This window comes from Pseudomonas citri, from assembly GCF_025336485.1.
Lineage (GTDB): Bacteria > Pseudomonadota > Gammaproteobacteria > Pseudomonadales > Pseudomonadaceae > Aquipseudomonas > Aquipseudomonas citri.
Map to the genome: position 1 here is coordinate 22,374 of NZ_JAODAB010000002.1, position 24,633 is coordinate 47,006.

A 24,633-nucleotide genomic window follows, 5' to 3' on the forward strand; every position below is an offset into this window, starting at 1 on the left:
TGGCAGCCTCAGCGCTTCTGGGTCAATGCCCGGCGCTCGAATTCGACGATGCGCTGGCGGTAATGCTCGATGGTCTGGGCAGTCAGCACGCTGCGCTGGTCGTCCTTGAGCTCACCGTTAAGCTCCTGGGACAGCTTGCGCGCCGCCGCCACCATGACGTCGAAGGCCTGCTTGGGATGACGTGGGCCTGGCAAACCGAGGAAGAAGCTCACCGCCGGAGTGCTGAAGTGGTCGATGTCGTCCAGGTCGAACACGCCAGGCTTGACCGCGTTGGCCATGGAGAACAGCACCTCGCCGTTGCCGGCCATGCTCTCGTGACGGTGGAAAATGTCCATCTCGCCGAAACGCAAGCCGCTTTCCAGGATGTTCTGCAGCAGCGCAGGCCCCTTGAAGCCGGCCGGGTCGCGGCAGATCACACTGATCACCAGCACTTCTTCAGCCTGGGCCTGGTCCTTGTCGGAACTCGAGGCCTTGCTCTCGTCCGGGTAGTCACTGTCGCGACTGCTGAGGCTCGGGCCACCATCCAGGTCGAGGTTCAGGTTCAAATCACCCTGGGACGGCTCGTTGTTGCGCTTGCCACGCTTGGAACCCGATTCCCGAGGCTCGCGCACCGGTGCGCTGACCGAAGGCAGGTCATGTTCATCCAGCTGCGGCTCCTTGTGGGTTTCCAGCACCCGGGGTGGGCCCAGCAGCTCGGTATTGTCATCGTCGTCCGGCAGGTTCGACAGGCTGCGATCCAGGCGGAACTTGAGCTTGCCCTTGCCGCCACGCATGCGGCGCCAGCCGTCGAAAAGAATACCGGCAATGACAATGATGCCGATGACGATCAGCCACTCGCGCAGACCGATTTCCATGTAATCCCGTGCCTCTATAAAAATGCTGAAAAATAAGGGGCTTAGCTATTTGCAAACCGCTTTAAAACGTGGAGCCAACTCTATGTTCTGAATGGCGTTTTGCCCACGCATACGAAAAATTGACATTAAACTAGCATGACGAACAGCTACAAGCTACAAGCTGCATGCCACAAGCTGGAACCACCCCCGCTTGCAGCTTACGCTTGAAGCTCGCCACTAAGCGTCCACCATCGCCATGGCCTCCTCTACATCCACCGCCACCAGTCGCGAGCAACCGGGCTCGTGCATGGTCACCCCCATCAGCTGATCGGCCATTTCCATGGCGATCTTGTTGTGCGTGATATAGATGAACTGCACCGTTTCGGACATTTCCTTCACCAGCCGTGCGTAACGGCCCACGTTAGCGTCGTCCAGCGGTGCATCGACCTCGTCGAGCATGCAGAACGGCGCCGGGTTCAATTTGAAAATGGCAAAGACCAGGGCCAGTGCCGTCAACGCCTTCTCACCGCCGGAGAGCAAGTGAATGGTGCTGTTTTTCTTGCCAGGAGGACGCGCCATGATCGTCACTCCTGTATCGAGTAGATCTTCGCCCGTCAGTTCCAAGTAGGCACTGCCTCCACCGAAAACTTTTGGGAAAAGTGCCTGTAAACCGCTGTTGATCTGATCAAAGGTATCCTTGAAGCGGTTGCGGGTTTCCTTGTCGATCTTGCGGATGACGTTTTCCAGGGTTTCCAGCGCCTCCACCAGGTCGGCATCCTGGGCATCCAGGTAACGCTTGCGCTCGGACTGCTGCTGGTACTCGTCGATGGCGGCCAGGTTGATGGCTCCCAGCCGCTGGATACGCGCGGCGATGCGTTCCAGTTCCTCTTCGGCGTCCTTCTCGCTAGCCCCGGCCACCAGGGTAGCGAGCACACCGTTGAGGTCGTAGCCGTCTTCGAGCAACTGGTCCTGCAAGGTTTTACGGCGCACGGTGAGGGCTTGCCACTCCATGCGCTGCTGCTCCATCTGGCCGCGGATCAACTGGGCTTGCTGCTCGGCCTGGCTGCGACGCTTCTCGGCGTCGCGCAATTCCCGGTCGGCGTCTTCCAGAGTCAATTGCGCCGTCTTGAGTTCTTCGTCGACGCTCATGCGCTTGTCGAGCAGTTCTTCGAGCTTGAGGCGCAGCTCCTCCAGCGGGGCGGCGCCCTCTTCCAGGTTCAGGCTCAGTTGCTCGCGCTTTTCGGTCAGGCGTTCAGACTGCATTTCCAGCCGTTCCAGCGCCTGGCGCGTGGAATCGTACTGAGCCTTGAGCGACCCCAGGCGCACCGCCAACTGGTGGGCATGGTCCTTGTGCTGGCGGGCTTCCTGGCGCACCCGGTCGAGGCGCTCGCGCAGGCTGTCGCGCTGGGCCAGCAGCAGCTCGCGCTGTTCGGTGTCCACCGCCATCGTATCGAGGGCTTCCTGCAAGTGCAGGCGTGCTTCACCGATCTGTTCGTGTTCCAGCTCCCGCTGCTCGCCGAGCTCGGCCATTTCTTCTTCGAGGCGGGTGCGGCGCAACGCCAGCTGCTCGGCCTTGGCCTTGCCGGCCGACAGCTGGGCCTTGAGCTCGCCCTGCTGGCGCGCTTCGTCCTGCAATAGCCGGCGCAGGTGTTCGCGGCCGTTCTCCTGTTGACGCTGCTGCGCCCGCAGGTTCTGCAATTCGGTTTCCAGGGCTTCGACGCTGGCCTCGCGCTCCTCGCGCTCGGCGCTCAACTGTTGGATTTCCTGGCCACGGGCGAGCATGCCGCTCTCGGCTTCGCTGGCCCGGCGTACCCGCAGGAAATGCCGGCCAACCCAATAGCCGTCTCGACTGATCAGGCTTTCGCCAGCCGCCAGTTGCCCGCGCAGGGCCAGTGCCTGTTCCAGGCTGTCCACCGGTTTGACCTGGCCCAGCCAGGGCGACAGATCGACCTGGGCCTCGACCTTATCCAGCAAGCTGCCCGGAATCCGCACGCCATCCACCGTCGGGCTGAGCAAGCGCAGATCGCCTTGGCTGAAGCCCGACAGGTCGAAGCCGCCAAAGTCCTCCACCAGGACCGCTTGCAGGTCAGCACCCAACACGGTTTCCACCGCCAGTTCCCAACCGGCGTCGACCTTCAGCCCTTCGGCCAACCGCGGGCGTTCACTCAGTTGCTGATCCCGAAGCCATTCGGCCGTGCCGGTGCCCGGATCCAGCGCGGCTTGCTGCAAGGCTTCCAGCGAAGCCAGGCGACCATTGAGCCGCTGCAACTCGCCCTGGGCCTGCTGCTGGTTGTGCAAGGCCAGTTGCAGGGCCTGGCGCAGTTGCTCGAGCCGTTCGACCTGGGCGTCTTCGCTGGCTTGCAAGTCTTCGAGGGTGGCTTCGCTGGCGGCCAGTTGCTCGCTCAGGTCCAGAATCGCCGCGTCTTCGGGGTCCGCCGCTAGCAAGGCGCGCTCTTCGGCCAGCCGGCGTTGACGCTCGGCCAGGCGCTCCATGCTGGTTTCCAATTGCTGGATGCGCGCCTGCTGGACCTCGGCCTGGCGCCGCGGCTCAGCCGAGGTCAGGTTGAAACGGTCCCACTGCTCCTGCCAGCCGTGCATGGTCAGCTCGGCCTCCTCCAGCGCAGCGGCGGCCTCTTCGGCGGCGACGCTGGTCATTTCCTGCTCCGGCGTGAGCCTTTCCAACTCTTCGCCGAGGGTGAGCAGCAAGGTGCGGTCGTGGCCCAGGTGGGACTCGGTTTCCAGACGCGCACGCTCGGCTTCTTTCAAGTCGTCCTGCAACTGACGCAGCCGTTGCTGGCCATGCTGGATGCTCTGCTCGACCCGGGCGATATCGCCCCCGACCGAATAGAAGCGCCCCTGCACCAGATTGAAGCGTTCGGACAACTCATGATGCCCGTCGCGCAAGCGTTCGATAGCCGCATCGGCGTTGCGTTGCTCGGCCACCAGGGCTTCGAAACTGACTTCCTGGTTGCCGATGATCGCCTCGCGCTGGCCGACCTGCTCGTTCAGCGCCTGCCAGCGCAAGGCCGACAGTTGCGCCTTGAGCTGACGTTCCTCGGCCTTGTATTCCTGATACCTTTTCGCGGCCTCGGCCTGGCGATGCAGCCGCTCGAGCTGACGATCGAGCTCTTCGCGCAGGTCGGTCAGGCGCGCGAGGTTTTCGTGGGTGCGGCGAATGCGGTTTTCGGTTTCGCGACGCCGTTCCTTGTATTTGGAAATACCGGCGGCTTCTTCGATGAAATTGCGCAGGTCTTCGGGCTTGGCTTCGATCAGCTTGGAGATCATGCCCTGTTCGATGATCGAGTAACTGCGCGGCCCCAGGCCGGTGCCGAGGAAAATATCGGTGATGTCCCGGCGCCGGCATTTGGCGCCGTTGAGGTAATAGCTGTTCTGGCTGTCGCGGGTCACTTTGCGACGGATGGAAATTTCGGCATAGGCCGCGTATTCGCCGACCAGGGTGCTGTCGGAGTTATCGAACACCAGCTCGATGCTGGCCTGGCTGACCGGCTTGCGGCTGGTGGAGCCGTTGAAGATGACGTCGGTCATCGACTCGCCCCGCAGGTTCTTGGCCGAACTCTCGCCCATCACCCAGCGCACGGCGTCGATGATGTTCGACTTGCCGCAGCCATTGGGCCCGACCACGGCCGCCATGTTGCTGGGGAAATTCACCGTGGTCGGATCGACGAAGGATTTGAACCCCGCCAGCTTGATGCACTTGAGCCGCACGTCAGGCCGCCGTCAGGGCAGAAACCACCAGATCGCAACTGCGCTGGGCGTAGGCCGTCAGCACGAGGCGAATCTGCGGCAAATCACGGGCCAGCACGGCGGTGAGCAGGCGCTGGAACAAATCGAGAAATTCGCCCATTTCGGCCTTGCGCTGTTCCAGGGCCAGGAAATAGGCACGGCTCATGGCCGGCTGCAGATTCTCGACGGTTTCCTGCAAGTACGGGTTGTTGGCGAACGGGTAAGCCGCGCGCATCACGCTGAAGCTTTCATCGACGAAAGTACGGATGTCCTGGCGTGCGAAGGCGTCCTGGAGACGCTGCTGGATCGCGACGAACGGCGTCATGTCCGCCTGTTCCTTCCAACCGTCGGCCACGGCATTGCCCAGCAGGATGTAGAGCTCGCTCATCAGCGCGCAAAGGCTGCGCACCTTATGTTCGGTGAGCACAGTGACGTGGGCGCCCCGACGCGCCAGGATCGCGACCAGGTGACGCCGCTCGAGGATCAGCAGGGCCTCGCGAACCGAGCCGCGGCTGACATTGAGGGCCTGCGTGACCTTCTGCTCCTGGATGCGCTCTCCCGGCTTCATCTCGCCGCGAATGATGCGCTCGGCCAGATGATGGGCGATTTGTTCGGCGAGGCTGTCCGGGGCCTTGAACGTCATGGTTGTCCTTCAAACTCTTCGATTCACACAAGCGGCGAAGTGTAGCGCACTCGGCAGATCATGGCGCGGGGCCTGTATCGGGTTTTGGCACGATATAAGCAAAAAAGCGCCCTGCCGCACCCTGTGGGAGCCAAGCTTGCTCGCGATAGCGGTATGTCAGCTTGCATCCATACTGAATGTATCGCCGCCATCGCGAGCAAGCTTGGCTCCCACAGGGTTTTGCAGTGTCCCCCCATCTGGAGCCGCTTCACAAAATCTATTTTCCTGACCCTTAAGTCAGAATTTTATTGACCGAAAAGTCAGACCTGATAAATTCACTCCACGTCGAGTACAACAATAATGAATCTGCGAGGCCTTCCGTGATCCAGTTTTTACTCAACCAGGAGCTCCGTCGCGAGCATGCCCTGGACCCGAACCTGACAGTGCTCAATTACCTGCGCGAGCATGTGGGCAAACCCGGCACCAAAGAAGGCTGCGCCAGCGGCGACTGTGGCGCGTGCACCGTCGTGGTGGGCGAGCTGGATACGGATGAAAACGGTCGCGAGCACATTCGCTACCGCAGCCTCAACGCGTGCCTGACCTTCGTCTCGTCCCTGCACGGCAAGCAACTGATCAGCGTTGAAGACCTCAAGCACCAGGGCCAGTTGCACAGTGTCCAGCAGGCGATGGTCGACTGCCACGGCTCGCAGTGCGGTTTCTGCACGCCTGGGTTCGTCATGTCGTTGTTCGCCCTGCAAAAGAACAGCACGCAACCTGATGCCCACAAGACCCACGAAGCCCTGGCCGGCAACCTGTGCCGCTGCACGGGCTACCGACCGATCCTGGCCGCCGCCGAGCAAGCCTGCCGGGGCAAGCAACCGGATCAGTTCGACGCCCGCGAAGCCGAGACCATCGCGCGCCTCAAGGCCATCGCGCCAACGGACACCGGCGAACTCAACAGCGGCGACAAGCGTTGCCTGGTGCCGCTGACCCTCGCCGACCTGGCTGACCTCTACGACGCCTATCCCCAGGCACGGCTGCTGGCCGGCGGTACCGACCTGGCCTTGGAAGTCACCCAGCTTCACCGCACCCTGCCCGTGATGATCTACGTGGGCAACGTTGCTGAACTCAAGGGTATCGAGCGCTTCGACGATCGCCTGGAGATCGGCGCGGCCACCGCGCTGTCCGATTGCTATGAAGCCTTGAACGCCGAATACCCGGATTTTGGCGAACTGTTGCAGCGCTTCGCCTCGCTGCAGATCCGCAACCAGGGCACCCTGGGTGGCAACATCGGCAACGCCTCGCCCATTGGCGACTCGCCACCCCTGCTGATCGCCCTCGGCGCGCAGATCGTGCTGTGCAAGGGCCAGTCCCGCCGCACTCTGGCCCTGGAAGACTATTTCATCGATTACCGGGTCACCGCCCGCCAGGACAGCGAGTTCATCGAAAAGATCATCGTGCCCCGCGCCAGCGCCGAGCAGGCGTTTCGTGCCTACAAGGTTTCCAAGCGCCTGGACGATGACATCAGCGCCGTGTGCGCCGCATTCAACCTGCGCATCGACAACGGCGTGGTTCGTGATGCGCGCGTGGCCTTCGGTGGCATGGCGGCAACGCCCAAGCGCGCCAAGCACTGTGAAGCCATCCTGGTCGGCGCGCCGTGGACCGAAAGCACCGTCGAGCGCGCCTGCGCCGCCCTGGCCGAGGATTTCACACCGCTGTCGGACCTGCGCGCAAGCAAGGAATACCGCCTGCTCAGCGCCCGCAACCTGCTGCGCAAATACTACATCGAACTGCAAACGCCGCACATCGAGACCCGGGTGACCGCTTATGTCTAACCATCACGCCCCTGAGAAGACTCAAGACGAGCTGGCCGAGCTGTTCGCCCGCGACCTGACCACCGGGGTGGGCCGCAGCGTCAAGCACGACAGCGCCGCCAAACACGTGTCCGGCGAAGCGCAGTACATCGATGATCGCCTGGAATTCCCCAACCAATTGCACGTTTATGCGCGGCTCTCGGACCGCGCCCACGCGCGGGTCCTGCGGATCGACACCACGCCCTGCTACGCCTTCGACGGCGTGCGCATCGCCATCACCCACCGTGACATCCCCGGCCTGAAGGACATCGGCCCGCTGTTGCCCGGTGATCCGTTGCTGGCCATCGATGACGTGCAGTTCGTCGGTCAACCGGTGCTGGCTGTCGCCGCCAAAGACCTCGACACGGCCCGCCAGGCGGCGATGGCGGCGATCATTGAATACGAAGACCTGGAACCGGTGCTGGACGTGGTCGAAGCCCTGCGCAAGCGGCACTTCGTGCTGGACAGCCACACCCACCAGCGCGGCGATTCGGCCGCTGCCTTGGCGAGTGCCGAACATCGCATCCAGGGCTCGCTGCACATCGGCGGCCAGGAACACTTTTACCTCGAAACCCAAGTGTCGTCGGTGATGCCCACCGAAGACGGCGGCATGCTCGTCTACTGCTCCACCCAGAACCCCACCGAGGTGCAGAAACTGGTGGCCGAAGTACTGGGCGTGTCGATGAACAAAATCGTCGTCGACATGCGCCGCATGGGCGGCGGCTTCGGTGGCAAGGAAACCCAGGCCGCCAGCCCGGCGTGCCTGTGCGCGGTGATCGCCCACCTCACCGGCCAGCCAACCAAGATGCGCCTGCCGCGGGTCGAAGACATGCTGATGACCGGCAAGCGCCACCCGTTCTACATCGAATACGACGTAGGTTTCGACAGCACCGGACGCCTGCACGGCATCGCCCTGGAACTGGCCGGCAATTGCGGTTGCTCGCCGGACCTGTCGGCGTCGATTGTCGACCGGGCGATGTTCCATGCCGACAATGCCTATTACCTGGGCGATGCGACCATCAATGGCCACCGCTGCAAGACCAACATCGCCTCGAACACCGCCTACCGGGGTTTCGGCGGGCCGCAGGGCATGGTCGCCATCGAAGAAGTCATGGACGCCATCGCCCGGCACCTGGGGCTCGACCCGCTGGCCGTGCGCAAGGCCAATTACTACGGCAAGACCGAGCGCAACGTCACCCACTACTACCAGACCGTCGAGCACAACATGCTCGAGGAAATGACCGCCGAACTGGAAGCAAGCAGCCAGTACGCCGAGCGCCGCGAAGCGATCCGGCGTTTCAATGCCAACAGCCCGGTCCTGAAGAAGGGGTTGGCGCTGACGCCGGTCAAGTTCGGCATCTCGTTCACTGCCAGCTTTCTCAACCAGGCAGGTGCTTTGGTCCATGTCTACACCGACGGCAGCATCCACCTGAACCATGGCGGTACCGAAATGGGCCAGGGCTTGAACACCAAGGTCGCGCAAGTGGTGGCCGAGGTGTTCCAGGTGGAAATGGACCGGGTGCAGATCACCGCGACCAACACCGATAAAGTGCCAAACACCTCGCCCACCGCGGCCTCCAGCGGTGCCGACCTGAACGGCAAGGCCGCGCAGAATGCCGCCGAAACCATCAAGCGACGCCTGGTGGAGTTTGCCGCGCGGCAGTACAAGGTCAGCGAAGAAGACGTGCAGTTCCACAATGGCCATGTGCGGGTGCGCGATCACATCCTGACGTTCGAGGCGCTGGTGCAGCAGGCGTATTTCGCCCAGGTCTCGCTGTCGAGCACTGGCTTCTACAAGACCCCGAAAATCTACTACGACCGCAGCCAGGCCCGTGGTCGGCCATTCTACTACTACGCCTTTGGCGCGGCCTGTGCCGAGGTGATCGTCGACACCCTGACCGGCGAGTACAAGATGCTGCGCACCGACATCCTCCACGACGTCGGCGCCTCGCTGAACCCGGCCATCGACATGGGCCAGGTCGAGGGCGGCTTCATCCAGGGCATGGGCTGGCTGACCATGGAAGAGTTGGTGTGGAACGACAAGGGCAAGCTGCTGACCAATGGCCCGGCCAGCTACAAGATCCCGACCGTGGCCGACATGCCACTGGATTTGCGGGTGAAGCTGGTGGAAAACCGCAAGAACCCGGAAGACACGGTGTTCCACTCCAAAGCCGTGGGCGAACCGCCGTTCATGCTCGGCATCGCCGTGTGGTGCGCCATCAAGGACGCCGTGGCGAGCCTGGGGGATTACCGGCATCAACCCGGCATCGATGCGCCGGCGACACCCGAGCGGGTGTTGTGGGGGTGTGAACGGATGCGGAGCTTGAAGGTGGTTACGGAAACTGAAGCCGAGGTGCTCGAGCTTTAGACCGCGGTGCGGCCATCGCGAGCAAGCTTGGCTCCCACAAGGGATAGGGTTAACAAAGTCCCTGTGGGAGCCAAGCTTGCTCGCGATGGCGGCTGAAGAGACAACAGCAATGTCGAGGTGAACATGTACAACTGGATCAGCGCCCTAGCCGACCTGCAAACCCGCGGCGAACCCTGCGTGCTGGTGACGATCATCGAAGAGCTCGGCTCCACGCCGCGCAACGCCGGTTCGAAGATGGTCATCAGCGCCAGCCAGGCGTTCGACACCATCGGTGGCGGGCACCTGGAATACAAGGCCATGGAGCTCGCCCGGCAAATGCTCGCCAGCGGCCAGCAAACCACCCATCTGGAGCGTTTCAGCCTCGGCGCCAGCCTGGGTCAGTGCTGCGGCGGCGTGACCGTGCTGCTGTTCGAACCCATGGGCCAGGTGCAGGCGCAGATTGCGGTGTTCGGCGCCGGCCATGTCGGCCGCGCCCTGGTGCCGCTGCTGGCGAGCCTGCCATGTCGCGTGCGCTGGATTGACTCGCGGGAAGCCGAGTTTCCCGCACAACTGCCCCACGGCGTCCTGAAAATCGTCAGCGAAGATCCGCTGGATGAAGTCGATGACTTGCCCGCCGGCAGCTACTGCATCGTCATGACCCACAACCATCAGCTCGACCTGGAACTGAGCGCCGCAATCCTCAAGCGCAACGACTTCGCCTACTTCGGCCTGATCGGTTCGAAGACCAAGCGGGTCAAGTTCGAACATCGCCTACGCGATCGCGGCTTCGACAGCAGCGCCCTGCAACGCATGCGTTGCCCGATGGGCATCGGCGAGGTCAAGGGCAAGTTGCCCGTGGAAATCGCCATCTCCATCGCCGGCGAAATCATCGCCACCTATAACGCGGATTTCGGCCAGCACACCGCACGCGCCGAACCGATTGCCAAGCTGCTGCCGGCCTCGCGCCGCAGCCAGGCGAACCGTTGAACAATCATTGAGAACCCCCATGCCCCTGTCACGCAAAGCCTACCGCGCCGCCCTGCTCCACAGCCTCGCCGACCCGGCCGAAGTCGGTATCCCGGCCTCCTATGAATATTTCGAGGACGGTGTGCTGGTGGTGGAGAACGGCCAGATCAGTGCCATCGGCCATGCCCATGACCTGCTGCCAACCCTGGCGGCGGATGTCGAGATCACTCATTACCCGGACGCGCTGATCACCCCCGGCTTCATCGACACCCACATCCACCTGCCGCAGACCGGCATGGTCGGCGCCTACGGCGAGCAATTGCTGGACTGGCTCAACACTTACACCTTCCCCTGCGAACGCCAGTTCGCCGACAAGGCCCATGCCGACGCCGTAGCCGATATCTTCGTCAAGGAACTGCTGCGCAACGGCACCACCACCGCGCTGGTCTTCGGCAGCGTGCACCCGCAGTCGGTGGACGCGTTCTTTGAAGTGGCCCAGAAACTCGACCTGCGGATGATCGCCGGCAAGGTGATGATGGACCGCAACGCCCCGGACTACCTGGTCGACACCGCAGAATCCAGCTACACCCAGAGCAAGGCGCTGATCGAGCGTTGGCACGGCAAGGGCCGCCTGCACTACGCCGTGACCCCACGCTTCGCCCCGACCAGCACGCCGGAACAATTGGCCCTGGCCGGCCAGTTGCTCGGTGAGTACCCCGACCTGTACATGCAGACCCACATCAGCGAAAACCTGCAGGAAGTGCAGTGGGTCAAGGAACTGTTCCCCGAGCGCAAGGGCTACCTGGACGTCTACGACCACTACCAACTGCTCGGCGAGCGCTCGGTGCTTGCCCACGGCGTACACCTGTGCGACGACGAATGCGCACGGCTGGCCGAGACCGGTTCGGCCATCGCTTTCTGCCCGACCTCGAACTTTTTCCTCGGCAGCGGCCTGTTCAACCTGCCGATGGCCGAGAAACACAAGGTGAACGTGGGAGTGGGCACGGACGTCGGCGGCGGCACCAGTTTTTCACTGCTGCAAACCCTCAACGAAGCCTACAAGGTGATGCAATTGCAAGGCGCACGGTTGAGTCCGTTCAAGTCGCTGTACCTGGCCACTCTAGGCGGGGCCCGGGCCCTGCGGCTGGAAGACAGGATCGGCACTTTGCAACCGGGTACCGAGGCGGACTTCCTGGTGCTGGACTACAACGCCACGCCGCTGCTGGGTTATCGCCTGAAGCAGGCAAAAGACATTGCCGAGAAGTTGTTTGTGCTGATGACGCTGGGGGATGACCGAACGGTGATGCAGACCTATGCGGCGGGTCGGTTGGTGCATCGGCGCTAACTGTTTAAATCAAAAGATCGCCGCCTCCGGCAGCGCCTGCAGGGGATCACATTTATCCCGTGGGAGCTGCCGGAAGCGGCGATCTTTTCAAGCTTGCGACAGGTCAGAGCTTGGCCGGCGAACGCCCAGGCTTCTTGCTCTGCAACAAATGCGAGAACACCGCATGCAAGTCATCCGACGCACTTTCTTCGTCGAGGTTGAGCTTGCTGTCGATGTGGTCCATGTGGTGCATCATCAGGTCCACCGCCAGGGTGGCGTCGCGGGCCTCGATGGCGTCGATCAACTGGGTGTGTTCGTCGTAGGAACAGTGGGAACGGTTGCCGCTTTCGTACTGGGCGATGATCAGCGATGTCTGGGACACAAGGCTGCGCTGGAAGCTGATCAGTGGAGCATTCTTCGCCGCTTCGGCCAGCTTGAGGTGGAACTCGCCCGACAAGCGGATGCCGGCACCACGGTCGCCCCGGGAGAAACTGTCGCGCTCGTCGCTGACCATCTGGCGCAGCTCGGCCAATTGCTCGGCCGTGGCATGTTGCACGGCCAGTTCGGTGATCGCCCGCTCCACCAGGCGCCGGGCCATGAATACCTGGCGCGCCTCTTCGACGCTCGGGCTGGCCACCACGGCGCCGCGATTGGGCCGCAGCAGCACCACGCCTTCGTGGGCCAGGCGTGACAGCGCGCGACGAATGATCGTGCGGCTGACCCCGAAAATCTCCCCCAAGGCCTCTTCGCTCAACTTCGTACCGGGCGCCAGGCGTTGTTCCAGGATCGCCTCGAAGATATGCGCGTAGACGATATCGTCCTGGGTTCCACTGCGGCCGGCTTTACCTGCTCGCGGTTGTTTCTTGAGGGGTTGCAACTGTTCGTTCATGGGCACTCGAGTCGGAAGAGCGGCGGCGAATTGACCGTGACTGTAATACGGCACAGCGGGTCGCTGGCAAGTATCGCGTAAAAAACAGCCCGATTGTACACAACCTCTGATGGCAACACGACTGTACGGCCGTTTGCGGACACGGCTGTATAGCAATTGCCAACTGCGTTGAGTTTAGGCTTTGTACGAACCCTAGGCTTGAGAACCTGAACCTATGGCAGCTTCAGGCCCTGCCAATTTATAACAAGGATCACCGCCCACCATGACCGAAGTCACGACCATGCCACTTCGTCCGCTCGCCGACACTTCGCCCTCGGCCATTGTCGCCGGGTTCATCGCCATGATGACCGGCTACACCAGCTCCCTGGTACTGATGTTCCAGGCCGGACAAGCGGCCGGGCTGACCAGCGGGCAGATTTCCTCGTGGATCTGGGCCATTTCCATTGGCATGGCGGTGTGCTCCATCGGCCTGTCGCTGCGCTATCGCACGCCGATCACCATCGCCTGGTCGACGCCAGGCGCGGCGTTGCTGATCACCAGCCTGGGCGGGGTGAGTTATGGCGAAGCCATCGGCGCCTACATCACCTGCGCGGTGCTGGTGACGATCTGCGGCCTGACCGGCAGTTTCGAGCGCCTGGTCAAGCGTATTCCGGCCTCGTTGGCGGCGGCGTTGCTGGCGGGCATCCTGTTCAAGATCGGCAGCGAGATCTTCGTCGCCACCCAGCACCGCACCGGCCTGGTGCTCGGGATGTTCTTCACTTACCTGATCGTCAAGCGCCTGTCGCCCCGTTACGCGGTGCTGGCGGCGCTGCTGATCGGCACCGCACTCTCCGGTCTGCTGGGCCTGCTGGATTTCAGCCACTTTTCCCTCGAAGTCGCCACGCCGGTCTGGACCACGCCACACTTCTCGCTGGCTGCGACCATCAGCATCGGCATCCCGCTGTTTGTAGTGGCGATGACTTCGCAAAACATGCCCGGCATCGCCGTGCTGCGGGCCGACGGCTACCACGTACCGGCCTCGCCGCTGATCACCAGCACCGGCATCGCCTCGCTGCTGCTGGCACCGTTCGGCTCCCACGGCATCAACCTGTCAGCCATCAGCGCGGCCATCTGCACCGGACCCCATGCCCATGAAGATCGTAACAAGCGTTACACGGCGGCGGTCTGGTGCGGGATTTTCTACGGGATCGCCGGGGTGTTCGGCGCGACGCTGGCAGCCTTGTTCGCGGCGCTGCCCAAGGAACTGGTGCTGTCCATCGCGGCGCTGGCGCTGTTCGGGTCGATCATCAATGGCTTGACCATCGCCATGAGCCAGGCCCGGGAACGGGAAGCGGCGCTGGTCACCTTCATGGTCACGGCGTCGGGGCTGACGCTGTTTTCCATCGGTTCGGCGTTCTGGGGGATTGTGGCGGGGGTGTTGACGCTGTTGATTCTGAATTGGGAAAAATAAGCTGCAAGCTACAAGCTCTTAACTTGCATCTTGCAGCTCGAAGCTCGTAGCTTACTTCTGATTGATCGGCTTTTCCGGGTACCAGACGTCGATCAGCGGGCTGACTTCCACGTTGGTCAGCTCAGGACGGGCCTTGAGCCAGGCCTCGACGGCAGCGCGCTGCTCCTCGGACACCGAGCCACGCTTTTGCAGGCAAACCAGACCGTAGTCGTCGCCGCCAACATAGCCCAGACCGTTGGCTTCCATGGCTTGCTTCAGGAAATCGTCGAGGAAAGTGTCAATAGCCTCATCGGCCAGATCTTCTTTGAAATCCAGGTTCAGTTCGAAACCCAGCTCTTGAAATTCATCCACGCACAGCTTCTTGCGCAGACGCTGGGAACGGTTAGTCGCCATTGGAACAATCCTCATAAGTAATAACGGCCGGCACTTTACCAGTTTGGTGCATCGTTTGCCCGACTGATCGCCGGTCTCGGCCTACCGTCGGTAAAAAATAGCGCATCGAAAGGCTCAAGCACGGCCCAAGGCGTTTCAGCTTGGGGCATAATGCCGACACTTTCATGACCATTGAGGACGTTCATTTTCATGTCCTCGCCTTTTTCCCCTCGCCCGTAGGGTTTTATTTACATGATCAAATCTTTGCGTCCACTGCTTCTGGCCAGCCTTCTTCTTCCCCTGGCCCTTCCTGTCTCCAGCCACGCCGCCACGATCAACACTGCCCTGTCGCCCAACGTGCAGAAGGCCCTCAAGGCCAGCAAGCTGCAAGACGATGCCCTGTCCCTGGTGATGGTGCCGCTCAACGGCCCCGGCACCCCGACCCTGTACAACGCCGACGTGTCGGTGAACCCGGCGTCCACCATGAAATTGGTGACCACCTACGCGGCGCTGGAAATGCTCGGCCCCAATCACCAGTGGAAAACCGAGTTCTACACCGACGGTACCCTCAGTGGCGGGATCCTCAACGGCAACCTGTACCTCAAGGGCGGCGGCGACCCCAAGCTGAACATGGAAAAACTCTGGTTGCTGATGCGCGACCTGCGGGCCAACGGCGTGCAGCAGGTCACTGGCGACCTGGTGCTGGACCGCGGTTTCTTCATCCAGCCGCAACTGCCCGAGTTCAATGACGACGGCAACGACGAGAACAAGCCGTTCCTGGTCAAGCCCGACTCGTTGCTGGTCAACCTCAAGGCCCTGCGCTTCGTCGCCCGCAATGACGGCGGTCGGGTGCTGGTGTCGGTGGAACCGCCGATTGCCAGCATTCGCATCGACAACCAGGTCAAGGCGGTGAACGCCAAGCAATGCGCCGGCGGCGTGCGCTACAACCCAGTGCCCCAGGCGGACGGCAGCGTGACCGTGACCGTGGGTGGCCAGTTGGGGGACGGTTGCAGTTCCCAGACCTACCTGTCGCTGCTCGATCACGCCACCTACACCGCCGGCGCCGTGCGGGCGATCTGGAAGGAACTGGGCGGCAGCATCCAGGGCGCGGACCGCCTGGCACCGACCCCGAGCAACGCGAAGGTGCTGGCCCGGGCCTTCTCGCCGGACCTGGCGGAGATCATCCGCGACATCAACAAATACAGTAACAACACCATGGCCCAGCAGCTGTTCCTGAGCCTGGGCGCGCAGTTCCGCAATGAAGCCGACGGCGACGACGCCAAGGCTGCACAGCGGGTGGTGCGCCAGTGGCTGGCCAAGAAAGGCATCACCGCGCCACACCTGGTGATGGAGAACGGCTCCGGTCTGTCCCGCGCCGAACGGGTCAGCGCCCGGGAAATGGCCGCAATGCTGCAAGCCGCCTGGCGCAGCCCGTATGCGGCGGAGTACATCAGCTCGATGCCGATCGCCGGTACCGACGGCACCATGCGCAAACGCCTGAAGACCACGGCCATGGCCGGTGAGGCCCACGTCAAGACCGGCACCCTGAACACTGTCCGCGCCATCGCCGGCTTCAGCCGCGACATCAACGGCAACACCTGGGCCGTGGTGGCGATCCTCAATGATCCGAAGCCTTGGGGCGCGTCGTCGGTGCTGGACCAGGTGCTGCTGGACCTGTATCGCCAACCGAAACTGCCGCAGACGGCGTCGGTGCTCTGAGTCCCGGATTCACTGCATAGCCCTGTAGGAGCAAAGCTTGCTCGCGATGGCGGTGGCTCAGCTGACATCAGTGCTGAATGCGCCACCGTTTCGCGAGCAAGCTTTACTCCCACAGGCCTTGAGTGGTCATCCAAAAAAAATGGCATTCACCGCAATTGACTGTGGGAGCGAGCTTGCTCCCACAGTCAGCCCAGCTGCACCTCAACCTGATCCCGCCCGGCCTGCTTGGCCGCGTACACCCCGGAGTCGGCGCGTAGCAACAAGGCATCCGCGCCCTCGCCGGTGCGCCAACTGGCAATGCCGAAGCTGGCGGTGACAACGCCCACGCCGTCGATAGGCGCGCTGCGCAAGCCTTCCCACAACTCCAACGCCAGGGAATGGGCGGCATCGCCGTCGGTCTCCGGGCACAGCACCACGAACTCTTCCCCACCCAACCGGCAGAACACATCGGTGCGCCGCAAGCGTTGGGCAATGCGTTGGCAGACTGCCTGTAGCACCCGGTCGCCCACCGCATGACCGTGCTGGTCATTGATACGTTTGAAGTGGTCGATGTCGAGCATGATCACCGACAGGTCCCCGGAGCCACGCTCGACCCGGGACATTTCCGACGTCAGGCGCTCCTGGAAGTAGCGTCGGTTGCGAATTCCCGTCAAGGCATCGGTCACCGACAACGCGCGCAACTCCTCTTCCACACGCTTGAGATCGGAAATATCGGAAATATAACCGTGCCACAACACCCCGCCACCCGGCAGTTCCTCCGGCGTGGCCTCGCCCCGCACCCAGCGCAGGCCACGTTGCGGCAGCAGTACCCGATACTCTTCCCGCCAAGGACTCAAGCGGTCGGCCGAGGTGCGGATCGACGCCCGAACCCGCGCGCTGTCCTGGGGGTGAATGCGCGAGAAAACCGCCTCGGCGTTCTGGAACAGCACGTCGGGCTCCAACTCGTAGATATCGCGAATGCCGTCGCTCGCATAGATCACGCTGAAACGGCCATTGAAATCCATCTTGAACTGGTAGATGCCTCCAGGCAGGTGGGCGCTGAGCTTCTTCAACAACAGGTCCCGAGCCGCCAGCGCTTCGTGGACCCGCTTGCGTTCGGTGATGTCGATGCAGATCGCCAGGTGCCCGATCCACAGCCCCTGGTCATCGAGCATGGGCGTGGCCAGCATGTTCACGGTCAGGTGGCTGCCGTCGCGGCGCACCAGGGTCCATTCCCGGGCCTGTTGCTCCCCCTGCTCCCCGCTTTCGAGCAACATCGCGTGGCACGTGGGGATCGGCTTGCCAAGACGCGCGCCAAGCTGAGCAGCACGCGCCTGGAGTTCGCGCGCAAGGTGCAGGTTCTCCAGCGTCATGCTTTGCAGGACTTCATAGCTGGGGTAGCCGAGCATCTGCTCGGCGCCGGCGTTGAAGGTGGTGATGACCCCGCGCAGGTCAGTGGCAATGATCGCAACCTGGGTCGCGGCATTCAGCACACCGCGCAACTGGCCATGGGTACCGCGCAGCTCGACCTCCCGGGCGCGCAGTTCGCGGGTTCGTTGCTCCACCAGCGTCAAGGCCCGTTGCCGCTGGCTGACCAAGACATACAGCAGGGCGCTGAGCAGCACGCTGAGCAAACCGCCCAGCACCACGACGCTCGTCATCGATGAATGGTTGGTCGACAGGAACAGACGGCTGGGGCGCAGTTCCACCTTGAAATCATGATCGGCCAGGCGCAACAGGCGGCTCGCCGAGAAATCGCTGTGGCCCGGTCGGTTATGGGACTCGAACAGCATTTCCTCTCGATCAGCAGTGGACAGGTCCAGGACACGCATCGAGAGATTGTCGTGGTCGGGCATCGGCAGCCCGTCGCCCATCAACTGCTGCATGCTGATGGCCGCCACCACGTAGCCGAACGGTTCCGTGGCGCCCTCGCGAGTCACCGCCGCCGCCAGCAACACCCCTCGGGCCAGCGCCGGGTCGACACCCAGCAGTTCCAACGGCGGCGAGACCGCCAGCCCACCGCGCTGGCGCGCCCGTTCGAGAGTGGCACGGCGCATCGGTTCGTACAGCAAATCCAGACCCAATGGCGTGCGGTAGGAGCCCTGGCTCTGGAGGTATTGCACCGGCACGTATTCGTCCCGTTCAGCGGCCTGGCGCAGCGCCCCGCTGGCGTCCGTTTCCCGGATACTGAAGTCCGTGACCCCATCGCTGCGCGCCTGCTGTTCAAAGGACTGTCGTTCGTCTCGAAAGACCCGAGGCGCCCAGGCCAAGGCCCCGGTACGGCGCAACATCGCCTCGACGTAACCGCGGAACTCGTTGTTGGAAACCCCTTCGGAGTTGGCAAAAAAACGCCTCAGACCGTCGAGACGTTGCTCCTGCTCCTGGAAACGTTCCTCGATGCGGCTGAAACGCTCCTCGGCTTGCAGCTCGAAGCGCTGGCGCAATTGCTGCTGGAACAGATTCATCATCGCCCACGTCAGCAGGCCAGTCAGCAGCATACCGGCCAGCAGGACCAGCGAAGCCACCAGCCAGGCCGATACTTCTTCGCTGATAAAGCCCAGGATCCTGGGACGCACCTGATGCAATGCCATAAACACGACTCGGAAAGGGGCAGGCAACGGAACCAACCCTGGCCACAGGCTAGTTATAGCTATTAGCCATCACTTTAGCCAGTCCCAAAATTGCCTGAAAGCCTTGAGCTACAAGGCTTTCGTGGATCCAATCAGGGCGATCAACGCGCCATGATCTTCCAGGCACGGTGGATCTTGCTGTTGCGGGCGAAATCCGGATCGAGGGTCTTGGCGCTGATTTCCTCCACGGCGTAGCGCTCGGCGAGGTTGTCGTCGAGCTGGAACTTGCGGAAATTGTTGGAGAAATACAGCACGCCGCCCGGCGCCAGGCGCGCCATGGCCAGGTCCAGCAATTGGACATGGTCACGCTGCACGTCAAAGATGCCTTCCATGCGCTTGGAATTGGAGAACGTCGGCGGGTCGATGAAGATCAGGTCGTACTCGTCACGACTGCTTTCAAGCCAAGCCATCACATCGCCCTGCTCCAGGCGGTTCTTGTCGGAAAAACCATTGAGCGACAGGTTGCGACGTGCCCAATCCAGGTAGGTTTTCGACAGGTCGACGCTGGTGGTGCTCCGAGCACCACCCTTGGCCGCGTGGACGCTGGCGGTCGCGGTGTAGCAGAACAGGTTGAGGAAACGCTTGCCCGCGGCCTCTTTCTGAATCCGCAGGCGCATCGGCCGGTGGTCGAGAAACAGCCCGGTGTCCAGGTAGTCCGTGAGGTTGACCAGCAGCTTCACGCCGCCTTCGTGGACCTCGGTGAACTTGCCCTGGGCGCTCTGGCGCTCGTACTGCTTGGTGCCGCCCTGGCGTTCGCGGCGCTTGATCACCACCCGGCTCTTGTCGACATTCAGCGCCTGGGGAATGGCAGCCAAGGCGTCGAACAACCGGGCCGAGGCCTTTTCCGGGTCGATGGACTTGGGCGCGGCGTATTCCTGCACATGCACCCAATCGTGGTACAGGTCGATGGCCATGGCATATTCCGGCATGTCGGCATCGTAGACGCGGTAGCACTCCACCCCTTCACGCTTGGCCCATTTGCTCAACTGCTTGAGGTTTTTTTGCAGGCGATTGGCGAACATCTGCCCGCCCTCGCTCAGTCGTGCCTGCTCGACCACAGGGGCCGGGGCCGGTTTGATCGGGTTGCCGTTCTTGTTGTATTGACGCTCTTGCGGGGCCGGGGCCTGATCGTACGCGGCCTGTTCACGCTCGGCCTGGCGCTGTTCCGGTGTGCGACGCTCGCCGGTGACGAACTGATCCGGCAGCACCTTGATCAGCAACAGCTTGCACGGCAAGGCACCGTTCCAGAACGAATACTGCTTGTGGCTGCGGATACCCATGCGCTTGCCCAGGTCCGGCGCGCCAGTGAACACCGCCGCCTCCCAGTTCAGGCAGGCCTGGCGCAGGCGCTCGCCGAGGTTCTGGTAGAGATAAAGCAGGCTGGCTTCGTCGCCCAGGCGCTCGCCGTACGGCGGGTTGCAGATCACCAACCCCTTCTGATTCTGGTCCGGACGTGGCTCGAAAGTGGCGACTTCACCCTGGTAGATCTTGATCCACTCGCTCAAACCCGCACGCTCGACGTTGTTGCGGCCCGGCTGGATCAGCCGCGGGTCGGCTTCATAGCCACGGATCCACAACGGTGGCTTGGCCAGGCCGGCGGCGGCGCGGGCCGTGGCCTCTTCGTGGAGTTTTTTCCACAACGCCGGCACATGGCCGAGCCAGGCGGTGAAGCCCCATTGCTGGCGGCGCAGGTTCGGCGCCATGTCGGTGGCGATCATCCCGGCTTCCACCAGGAACGTGCCGACGCCACACATCGGGTCGGCCAGCGCCCCGCCTTCGGCGGCGATGCGTGGCCAACCGGCGCGGATCAGGATCGCTGCGGCAAGGTTTTCCTTCAGTGGCGCGGCGCCTTGCTGCAAGCGATAGCCGCGCTGGTGCAGGCTGTGGCCGGAAAGGTCCAGGGAGAGGATCGCCTCGCCACGGTCCAGGCGCAGGTGAATGCGCAGGTCCGGGTTGAGTTTGTCGATGGAGGGCCGCTCGCCCGACGGCGTACGCAGCTTGTCGACGATGGCGTCCTTGACCTTCAAGGCGCCGAAGTGAGTGTTGTCGATGCCCGAGCCATGGCCGCTGAACTCCACCGCCAGGGTGCCATCGGCGAGCATGTGATCCTGCCAGTCGACGTCCAGTACGCCGTTGTACAGGTCGTCGGCATTCTTCATCGCAAAGCGCTTGAGCACCAGCAACACCCGGTTGGCCAGGCGTGACCACAGGCACAGGCGATAGGCGGTTTCCATATCGGCCATGCCACGCACGGCAGAAGTGTGTTCACGCGCCTCCTCAAGGCCAAGCCCGATGGCTTCCTCGAGAAGCAGGCCTTCGAGGCCCTTGGGGCAGGTGAGGAAGAGTTCGAAACGATCGGACATGGGATTTCCTGAGCCTTTGGCTAAGTGGACCGGGCAACGCATTGCCCGGCCGGGTTCAATCAGGTGCTTTTCTCAAGAGCACCCGCGTGGCACGAAAGTGTGCCGTCCCGCCCTCGCCGCTCAGGTTAAAAGAGCTTAGATGCGGGGGCAGATAAAAAATTCTGTGCAACAAATTGTGAAAACTCATCCCTTTCGTCGAATAGTACCCGAGTGCAACGGGAGGACATTCGCATTCAGAAAAGGACCGCGCCCGGCGGCGCAGGGCAGATCATACAGGGCTCTTGCTCGTTAGCGGTCGACGAACATCAAGTTACTTATCGCCCTAACATCTTTCTTGTTACGTCCTTATGACAAAACGATCATTCCATCCATGTGACGCTTTGGTTAGAACTCAACACAGGTTGACGCCACAACGGCGCCAACACCTTGGCTCGTCACGCCGGCAACGAGCCACCAACGGCAGAATGATTCTGCCCCGACCTCGATAGAGGTCGACGCGAAGCAACAGTCAACAAGTGAGGGCAACACCCTATGAGAAGACTTAAGCGTGATCCGTTGGAAAGAGCATTTTTACGCGGTTACCAATATGGCGTTGGTGGTAAATCCCGTGAGCTTTGCCCCTTTACTCTACCGTCAGTACGTCAAGCCTGGATCAATGGCTGGCGAGAAGGACGCGGCGACAACTGGGACGGTATGACCGGCACTGCGGGTATCCATAGACTCAACGAACTTCACGCCGTCGGCTGACACAGGGCTTAATACTCGAGAACTCGACAATTTGATCCACACATCGATTTAATCACGCGCGTCCCATCCGGACGGCGGGCTTCGGCCCAGGGGGCTCCTTCGAGGAGCCCTTTTTAATGGAAGAACGCTGTGAATGCCTGAGCTGCCAACACTATTGTGATTGTGGTGAGCTCCATCGCCCTGTGGGAGCAAGGATTGCCCGCGATGAAGGCAATGCGATCTATCTGGACGCCTGCATCGCGAGCAAGCTTGGCTCCCACAGGCAACCCGCAATGGCCTGGCCCGCGTTAAGAATCAACCCAACGCCGCGATCGCATCCACCGACTCGCGAATCAACGCCGGGCCCTTGTAGATAAAGCCCGAATAGATCTGCACCAGGCTCGCCCCGGCGACGATCTTCTCGGCGGCGTGCCGCCCTTCGGTAATCCCCCCCGCCGCGATGATCGGCAAGCGGCCTGCCAGTTCGCCCGCCAGGACTTTCACGGTGTGGGTGCTCTTGTCCCGCACCGGGGCGCCGGACAAGCCGCCCGCCTCGTCACCGTGCTCCAGCCCTTCGACGCCTTCGCGCCCCAGCGTCGTGTTGGTGGCGATCACCGCGTCCATGCCGGTTTCAACCAGCGCCTGGGCCACCTGGGCGGTTTCTTCGTCGGTCATGTCCGGGGCGATCTTGATCGCCAGTGGCACGTGCTTGCCGTGGATCGCCGCCAGTTCGGCCCGACGGCGAGCCAGGTCGGCCAGCAGTTGCTTGAGGGAATCACCGAATTGCAGGCTGCGCAGCCCCGGGGTGTTCGGCGAGCTGACGTTGACGGTCACGTAGCTGGCGTGGGCATAGACCTTGTCCAGGCAGATCAGGTAATCGTCGACGGCGCGCTCCACCGGGGTGTCGAAATTCTTGCCGATGTTGATGCCCATCACGCCCTTGTACTTGGCCGCGGCTACGCGGGCCAGAAGGTTATCCACGCCCAGGTTGTTGAAGCCCATGCGGTTGATGATCGCCTCGGCCTGCGGCAGGCGAAACAACCGTGGCTTGGGGTTGCCTGGCTGCGGCCGTGGCGTGACGGTGCCGATTTCGACGAAACCGAAGCCCAACTGGGCGAAACCGTCGATGGCCGCACCGTTCTTGTCCAGGCCCGCCGCCAACCCGACCGGGTTAGGGAATTGCAGCCCCATCACCGTCACCGGCAACTTCGCCGGGGCCTTGCACAGCAAGCCGTTAAGCCCCAGGCGCCCGCCCGCGCCGATCAAGTCCAGGGACAGGTCGTGGGAGGTTTCCGGGGAAAGTTTGAACAGCAGCTCACGGGCCAGGGTGTACATGGGCGGGTTTGACTCGATCGAATAAATGAGGCGGCGATTATAGCCGGGGTGAAGGGATGGGAGCGAGCAACCGATGGTCGCCCGCCCCCTCGGGGTGAATCAAGGCGTGGTTGTTTCCTGAGGCAGCGCATAGGTGTTGTCGGTGCGCTTGAGGTTGGCAAAGATGAGTGGAAAGTAAAGAAGCATCATCATCACGGCGAAACAGCCATTGAGAAGATGACCTTGGGTGTCATCACCGATCTCGGACTCACTCAACAAAGACGCTGCCACGCCTACGGTGAGGCTGACAGCGTGACCAAACGAGAGGCGTAGCCCCGCAACATTCACAAATGCATCGGCCAATTGAGTCCTGGTGGGTAGCTGGGCCGCCACGCGCACCTCCAAGGCCATTTGTCGCAAGGTCTCCGGATCGGAGAAAACCGAATCCAGTCCTGGCTGGGGTGACAGCACATGCCAACTTTTGCAGAGGACCAGGATCGCCACATCGACCACCATTCCGAGTGCATTCAGCCCGGCATGAAGAGCATCCACCCCGAAATCGTGACCAAGTTCCCCCTCGGCCCTGGCAGCACCACTCAAGGGCAGGGTTTTACCCAACTCCGCCAGCGCAAATTGGACGGCACCGTAAGCCGCCGCTGTCACCCCGGTTGCCGCTGCGTTCGCCGGACCGGCATTGTCCTTCAAAGGGAAGAAGGATTGAGCCACGGCCCTGGCCCCGATATAAACGACTCCACCTACCATTGACGGGAAAAGCTTTGAGGCTGCGCCCGTGACAACAGCCCCGATCATTGATCCCATCACCGCACTTGCCATGCACAAACACCCCACCCGGGACTTCCAGCTCGCCTCCCCTGCGAACTCCCTGCGCAAGGCCCCCATCAGCGTCAACGCTGGCCCCACCATCGCCAGCGAAACGGCCGCCCATGCCCGAGAGGCCTCAGGTGCATCATCTTCGCGCAAAGCGTGCTCGACGAGAAAGCCAACGTACTGGCGCAAAACGGTGGCCAGAGCGATGACCAATCCCGTGTGCGCAGCAACATTCAGCGCATTCAACCCTGGTCCCTTGGCGGGATCGAGCAATTGCATGCCAGCCTCGAGCACAGCCTTCAACCGGCCTTCAACGCTTTCGGTTCCTTCGGCGCGCTGATCGATGACGTCAAAAATCTCGTGCCGTTCAGGGCTGGGGGATATTTCACCCATTTCGATGTAACGATCAATTTCGTATTTGGTATTGCGATCCTTCTCACCCAGACTGTTCGACAGCCCCAGCAAAAGTTGCTCCATCGGACGGTTTAGATGCTCCAAACCCGCCGTGACTTGCCTGGGTGTTCCTAACCCATCAACCTTAAACTCCACAACACTCAACGTCTTAGAATCAACCCCAAGTGACTGCCTGGCCGACGTGTGTGGGGATACCTCATCCTGCTGCGAAACAGCAAAGTTGTTACTCCCTCCCTCGATTTTCATAGTTATGTCTCCTT

Annotated in this window: 17 protein-coding genes; 7 read left to right on the forward strand and 10 right to left on the reverse strand. The window is 62.2% G+C overall.

Annotated elements, in window-relative coordinates; translation table 11 throughout:
- Positions 1-8: 8 nt before the first annotated feature.
- The 3 genes from zipA to N4Q37_RS02305 all read right to left on the reverse strand — a co-directional run bounded on the left by zipA (position 9) and on the right by N4Q37_RS02305 (position 5,220).
- Positions 9-854: a cell division protein ZipA gene (zipA, locus tag N4Q37_RS02295; protein ID WP_260954968.1), complete on the reverse strand. Its 846-nt coding sequence runs from the start codon at positions 852-854 to the stop codon at positions 9-11.
- A 216-nt stretch (positions 855-1,070) separates the two neighbouring features.
- Complete coding sequence (gene smc, locus N4Q37_RS02300) at positions 1,071-4,559, reverse strand: chromosome segregation protein SMC (RefSeq protein ID WP_260954970.1); 3,489 nt, start codon at positions 4,557-4,559, stop codon at positions 1,071-1,073.
- A gap of 1 nt (position 4,560) precedes the next feature.
- Entirely contained in the window at positions 4,561-5,220 is a 660-nt protein-coding gene (locus N4Q37_RS02305) for a GntR family transcriptional regulator (RefSeq protein ID WP_260954971.1), read from the reverse strand.
- 359 nt (positions 5,221-5,579) lie between these two features.
- Here N4Q37_RS02305 and xdhA point away from each other — a divergent pair, with 359 nt between their 5' ends.
- The 4 genes from xdhA (at position 5,580) to guaD (ending at position 11,710) form a co-directional block, all read left to right on the forward strand.
- Positions 5,580-7,034 carry a xanthine dehydrogenase small subunit gene (gene xdhA / locus N4Q37_RS02310; RefSeq protein ID WP_260954972.1) on the forward strand — a complete coding sequence of 485 codons (1,455 nt, stop codon included), beginning with the start codon at positions 5,580-5,582 and terminating at the stop codon, positions 7,032-7,034.
- Positions 7,027-9,420 (forward strand): xanthine dehydrogenase molybdopterin binding subunit, encoded by a 2,394-nt coding sequence (gene xdhB, locus N4Q37_RS02315; RefSeq protein ID WP_260954973.1) that lies wholly within the window; start codon positions 7,027-7,029, stop codon positions 9,418-9,420. The genes xdhA and xdhB overlap by 8 nt, the downstream gene beginning before the upstream one ends.
- A gap of 123 nt (positions 9,421-9,543) precedes the next feature.
- The gene (gene xdhC, locus N4Q37_RS02320; RefSeq protein ID WP_260954974.1) at positions 9,544-10,386 is read left to right on the forward strand and encodes a xanthine dehydrogenase accessory protein XdhC; all 843 of its coding nucleotides are present in this window, start codon (positions 9,544-9,546) and stop codon (positions 10,384-10,386) included.
- A 19-nt stretch (positions 10,387-10,405) separates the two neighbouring features.
- Entirely contained in the window at positions 10,406-11,710 is a 1,305-nt protein-coding gene (guaD, locus tag N4Q37_RS02325; RefSeq protein WP_260954975.1) for a guanine deaminase, read from the forward strand.
- Positions 11,711-11,813: 103 nt separating this feature from the next.
- Here guaD and N4Q37_RS02330 read toward each other — a convergent pair whose 3' ends face one another.
- Complete coding sequence (locus tag N4Q37_RS02330) at positions 11,814-12,578, reverse strand: GntR family transcriptional regulator (RefSeq protein WP_253472816.1); 765 nt, start codon at positions 12,576-12,578, stop codon at positions 11,814-11,816.
- Positions 12,579-12,840: 262 nt separating this feature from the next.
- On the opposite strand from N4Q37_RS02330, the gene N4Q37_RS02335 reads away from it, so the two are divergent.
- Positions 12,841-14,028 (forward strand): benzoate/H(+) symporter BenE family transporter, encoded by a 1,188-nt coding sequence (locus N4Q37_RS02335; RefSeq protein ID WP_260954976.1) that lies wholly within the window; start codon positions 12,841-12,843, stop codon positions 14,026-14,028.
- 51 nt (positions 14,029-14,079) lie between these two features.
- On the opposite strand, the gene N4Q37_RS02340 is transcribed toward N4Q37_RS02335, so the two are convergent.
- Together N4Q37_RS02340 and N4Q37_RS02345 are read right to left on the reverse strand one after the other, a co-directional pair.
- On the reverse strand, positions 14,080-14,421 hold the full coding sequence (locus N4Q37_RS02340) for a YggL family protein (protein WP_260954977.1): 342 nt from the start codon (positions 14,419-14,421) through the stop codon (positions 14,080-14,082).
- A gap of 35 nt (positions 14,422-14,456) precedes the next feature.
- A complete protein-coding gene (locus N4Q37_RS02345) occupies positions 14,457-14,612 on the reverse strand; it encodes a hypothetical protein (RefSeq protein ID WP_260954979.1) in 156 nt (51 codons plus the stop codon).
- 40 nt (positions 14,613-14,652) lie between these two features.
- Between N4Q37_RS02345 and dacB the strand changes: the two genes are divergently transcribed.
- On the forward strand, positions 14,653-16,119 hold the full coding sequence (gene dacB, locus N4Q37_RS02350; RefSeq protein WP_260954980.1) for a D-alanyl-D-alanine carboxypeptidase/D-alanyl-D-alanine endopeptidase: 1,467 nt from the start codon (positions 14,653-14,655) through the stop codon (positions 16,117-16,119).
- Positions 16,120-16,304: 185 nt separating this feature from the next.
- Here the strand turns inward: dacB and N4Q37_RS02355 are convergent, their stop codons facing one another.
- Both N4Q37_RS02355 and rlmKL read right to left on the reverse strand, forming a co-directional pair.
- Positions 16,305-18,689 (reverse strand): sensor domain-containing diguanylate cyclase, encoded by a 2,385-nt coding sequence (locus N4Q37_RS02355; RefSeq protein ID WP_260954981.1) that lies wholly within the window; start codon positions 18,687-18,689, stop codon positions 16,305-16,307.
- Between the two features lie 140 nt (positions 18,690-18,829).
- A complete protein-coding gene (rlmKL, locus tag N4Q37_RS02360; protein WP_260954982.1) occupies positions 18,830-21,091 on the reverse strand; it encodes a bifunctional 23S rRNA (guanine(2069)-N(7))-methyltransferase RlmK/23S rRNA (guanine(2445)-N(2))-methyltransferase RlmL in 2,262 nt (753 codons plus the stop codon).
- Between the two features lie 531 nt (positions 21,092-21,622).
- On the opposite strand from rlmKL, the gene rmf reads away from it, so the two are divergent.
- Positions 21,623-21,838: a ribosome modulation factor gene (rmf, locus tag N4Q37_RS02365; RefSeq protein ID WP_003223300.1), complete on the forward strand. Its 216-nt coding sequence runs from the start codon at positions 21,623-21,625 to the stop codon at positions 21,836-21,838.
- A 294-nt stretch (positions 21,839-22,132) separates the two neighbouring features.
- On the opposite strand, the gene N4Q37_RS02370 is transcribed toward rmf, so the two are convergent.
- Both N4Q37_RS02370 and N4Q37_RS02375 read right to left on the reverse strand, forming a co-directional pair.
- The gene (locus N4Q37_RS02370; protein ID WP_260955006.1) at positions 22,133-23,152 is read right to left on the reverse strand and encodes a quinone-dependent dihydroorotate dehydrogenase; all 1,020 of its coding nucleotides are present in this window, start codon (positions 23,150-23,152) and stop codon (positions 22,133-22,135) included.
- A 99-nt stretch (positions 23,153-23,251) separates the two neighbouring features.
- On the reverse strand, positions 23,252-24,619 hold the full coding sequence (locus N4Q37_RS02375; RefSeq protein WP_260955007.1) for a hypothetical protein: 1,368 nt from the start codon (positions 24,617-24,619) through the stop codon (positions 23,252-23,254).
- Between the last annotated feature and the right edge of the window lie 14 nt (positions 24,620-24,633).

Coding starts and splice junctions, on each gene's coding strand:
- rlmKL (WP_260954982.1), bottom strand. CDS start 21,091: ATGTCCGATCGTTTCGAACTCTTCCTCACCTGCCCCAAGGGCCTCGAA.
- N4Q37_RS02330 (WP_253472816.1), bottom strand. CDS start 12,578: ATGAACGAACAGTTGCAACCCCTCAAGAAACAACCGCGAGCAGGTAAA.
- N4Q37_RS02355 (WP_260954981.1), bottom strand. CDS start 18,689: ATGGCATTGCATCAGGTGCGTCCCAGGATCCTGGGCTTTATCAGCGAA.
- N4Q37_RS02305 (WP_260954971.1), bottom strand. CDS start 5,220: ATGACGTTCAAGGCCCCGGACAGCCTCGCCGAACAAATCGCCCATCAT.
- N4Q37_RS02370 (WP_260955006.1), bottom strand. CDS start 23,152: ATGTACACCCTGGCCCGTGAGCTGCTGTTCAAACTTTCCCCGGAAACC.
- xdhC (WP_260954974.1), top strand. CDS start 9,544: ATGTACAACTGGATCAGCGCCCTAGCCGACCTGCAAACCCGCGGCGAA.
- guaD (WP_260954975.1), top strand. CDS start 10,406: ATGCCCCTGTCACGCAAAGCCTACCGCGCCGCCCTGCTCCACAGCCTC.
- N4Q37_RS02335 (WP_260954976.1), top strand. CDS start 12,841: ATGACCGAAGTCACGACCATGCCACTTCGTCCGCTCGCCGACACTTCG.
- rmf (WP_003223300.1), top strand. CDS start 21,623: ATGAGAAGACTTAAGCGTGATCCGTTGGAAAGAGCATTTTTACGCGGT.
- N4Q37_RS02345 (WP_260954979.1), bottom strand. CDS start 14,612: ATGAAAATGAACGTCCTCAATGGTCATGAAAGTGTCGGCATTATGCCC.
- xdhB (WP_260954973.1), top strand. CDS start 7,027: ATGTCTAACCATCACGCCCCTGAGAAGACTCAAGACGAGCTGGCCGAG.
- dacB (WP_260954980.1), top strand. CDS start 14,653: ATGATCAAATCTTTGCGTCCACTGCTTCTGGCCAGCCTTCTTCTTCCC.
- zipA (WP_260954968.1), bottom strand. CDS start 854: ATGGAAATCGGTCTGCGCGAGTGGCTGATCGTCATCGGCATCATTGTC.
- N4Q37_RS02375 (WP_260955007.1), bottom strand. CDS start 24,619: ATGAAAATCGAGGGAGGGAGTAACAACTTTGCTGTTTCGCAGCAGGAT.
- N4Q37_RS02340 (WP_260954977.1), bottom strand. CDS start 14,421: ATGGCGACTAACCGTTCCCAGCGTCTGCGCAAGAAGCTGTGCGTGGAT.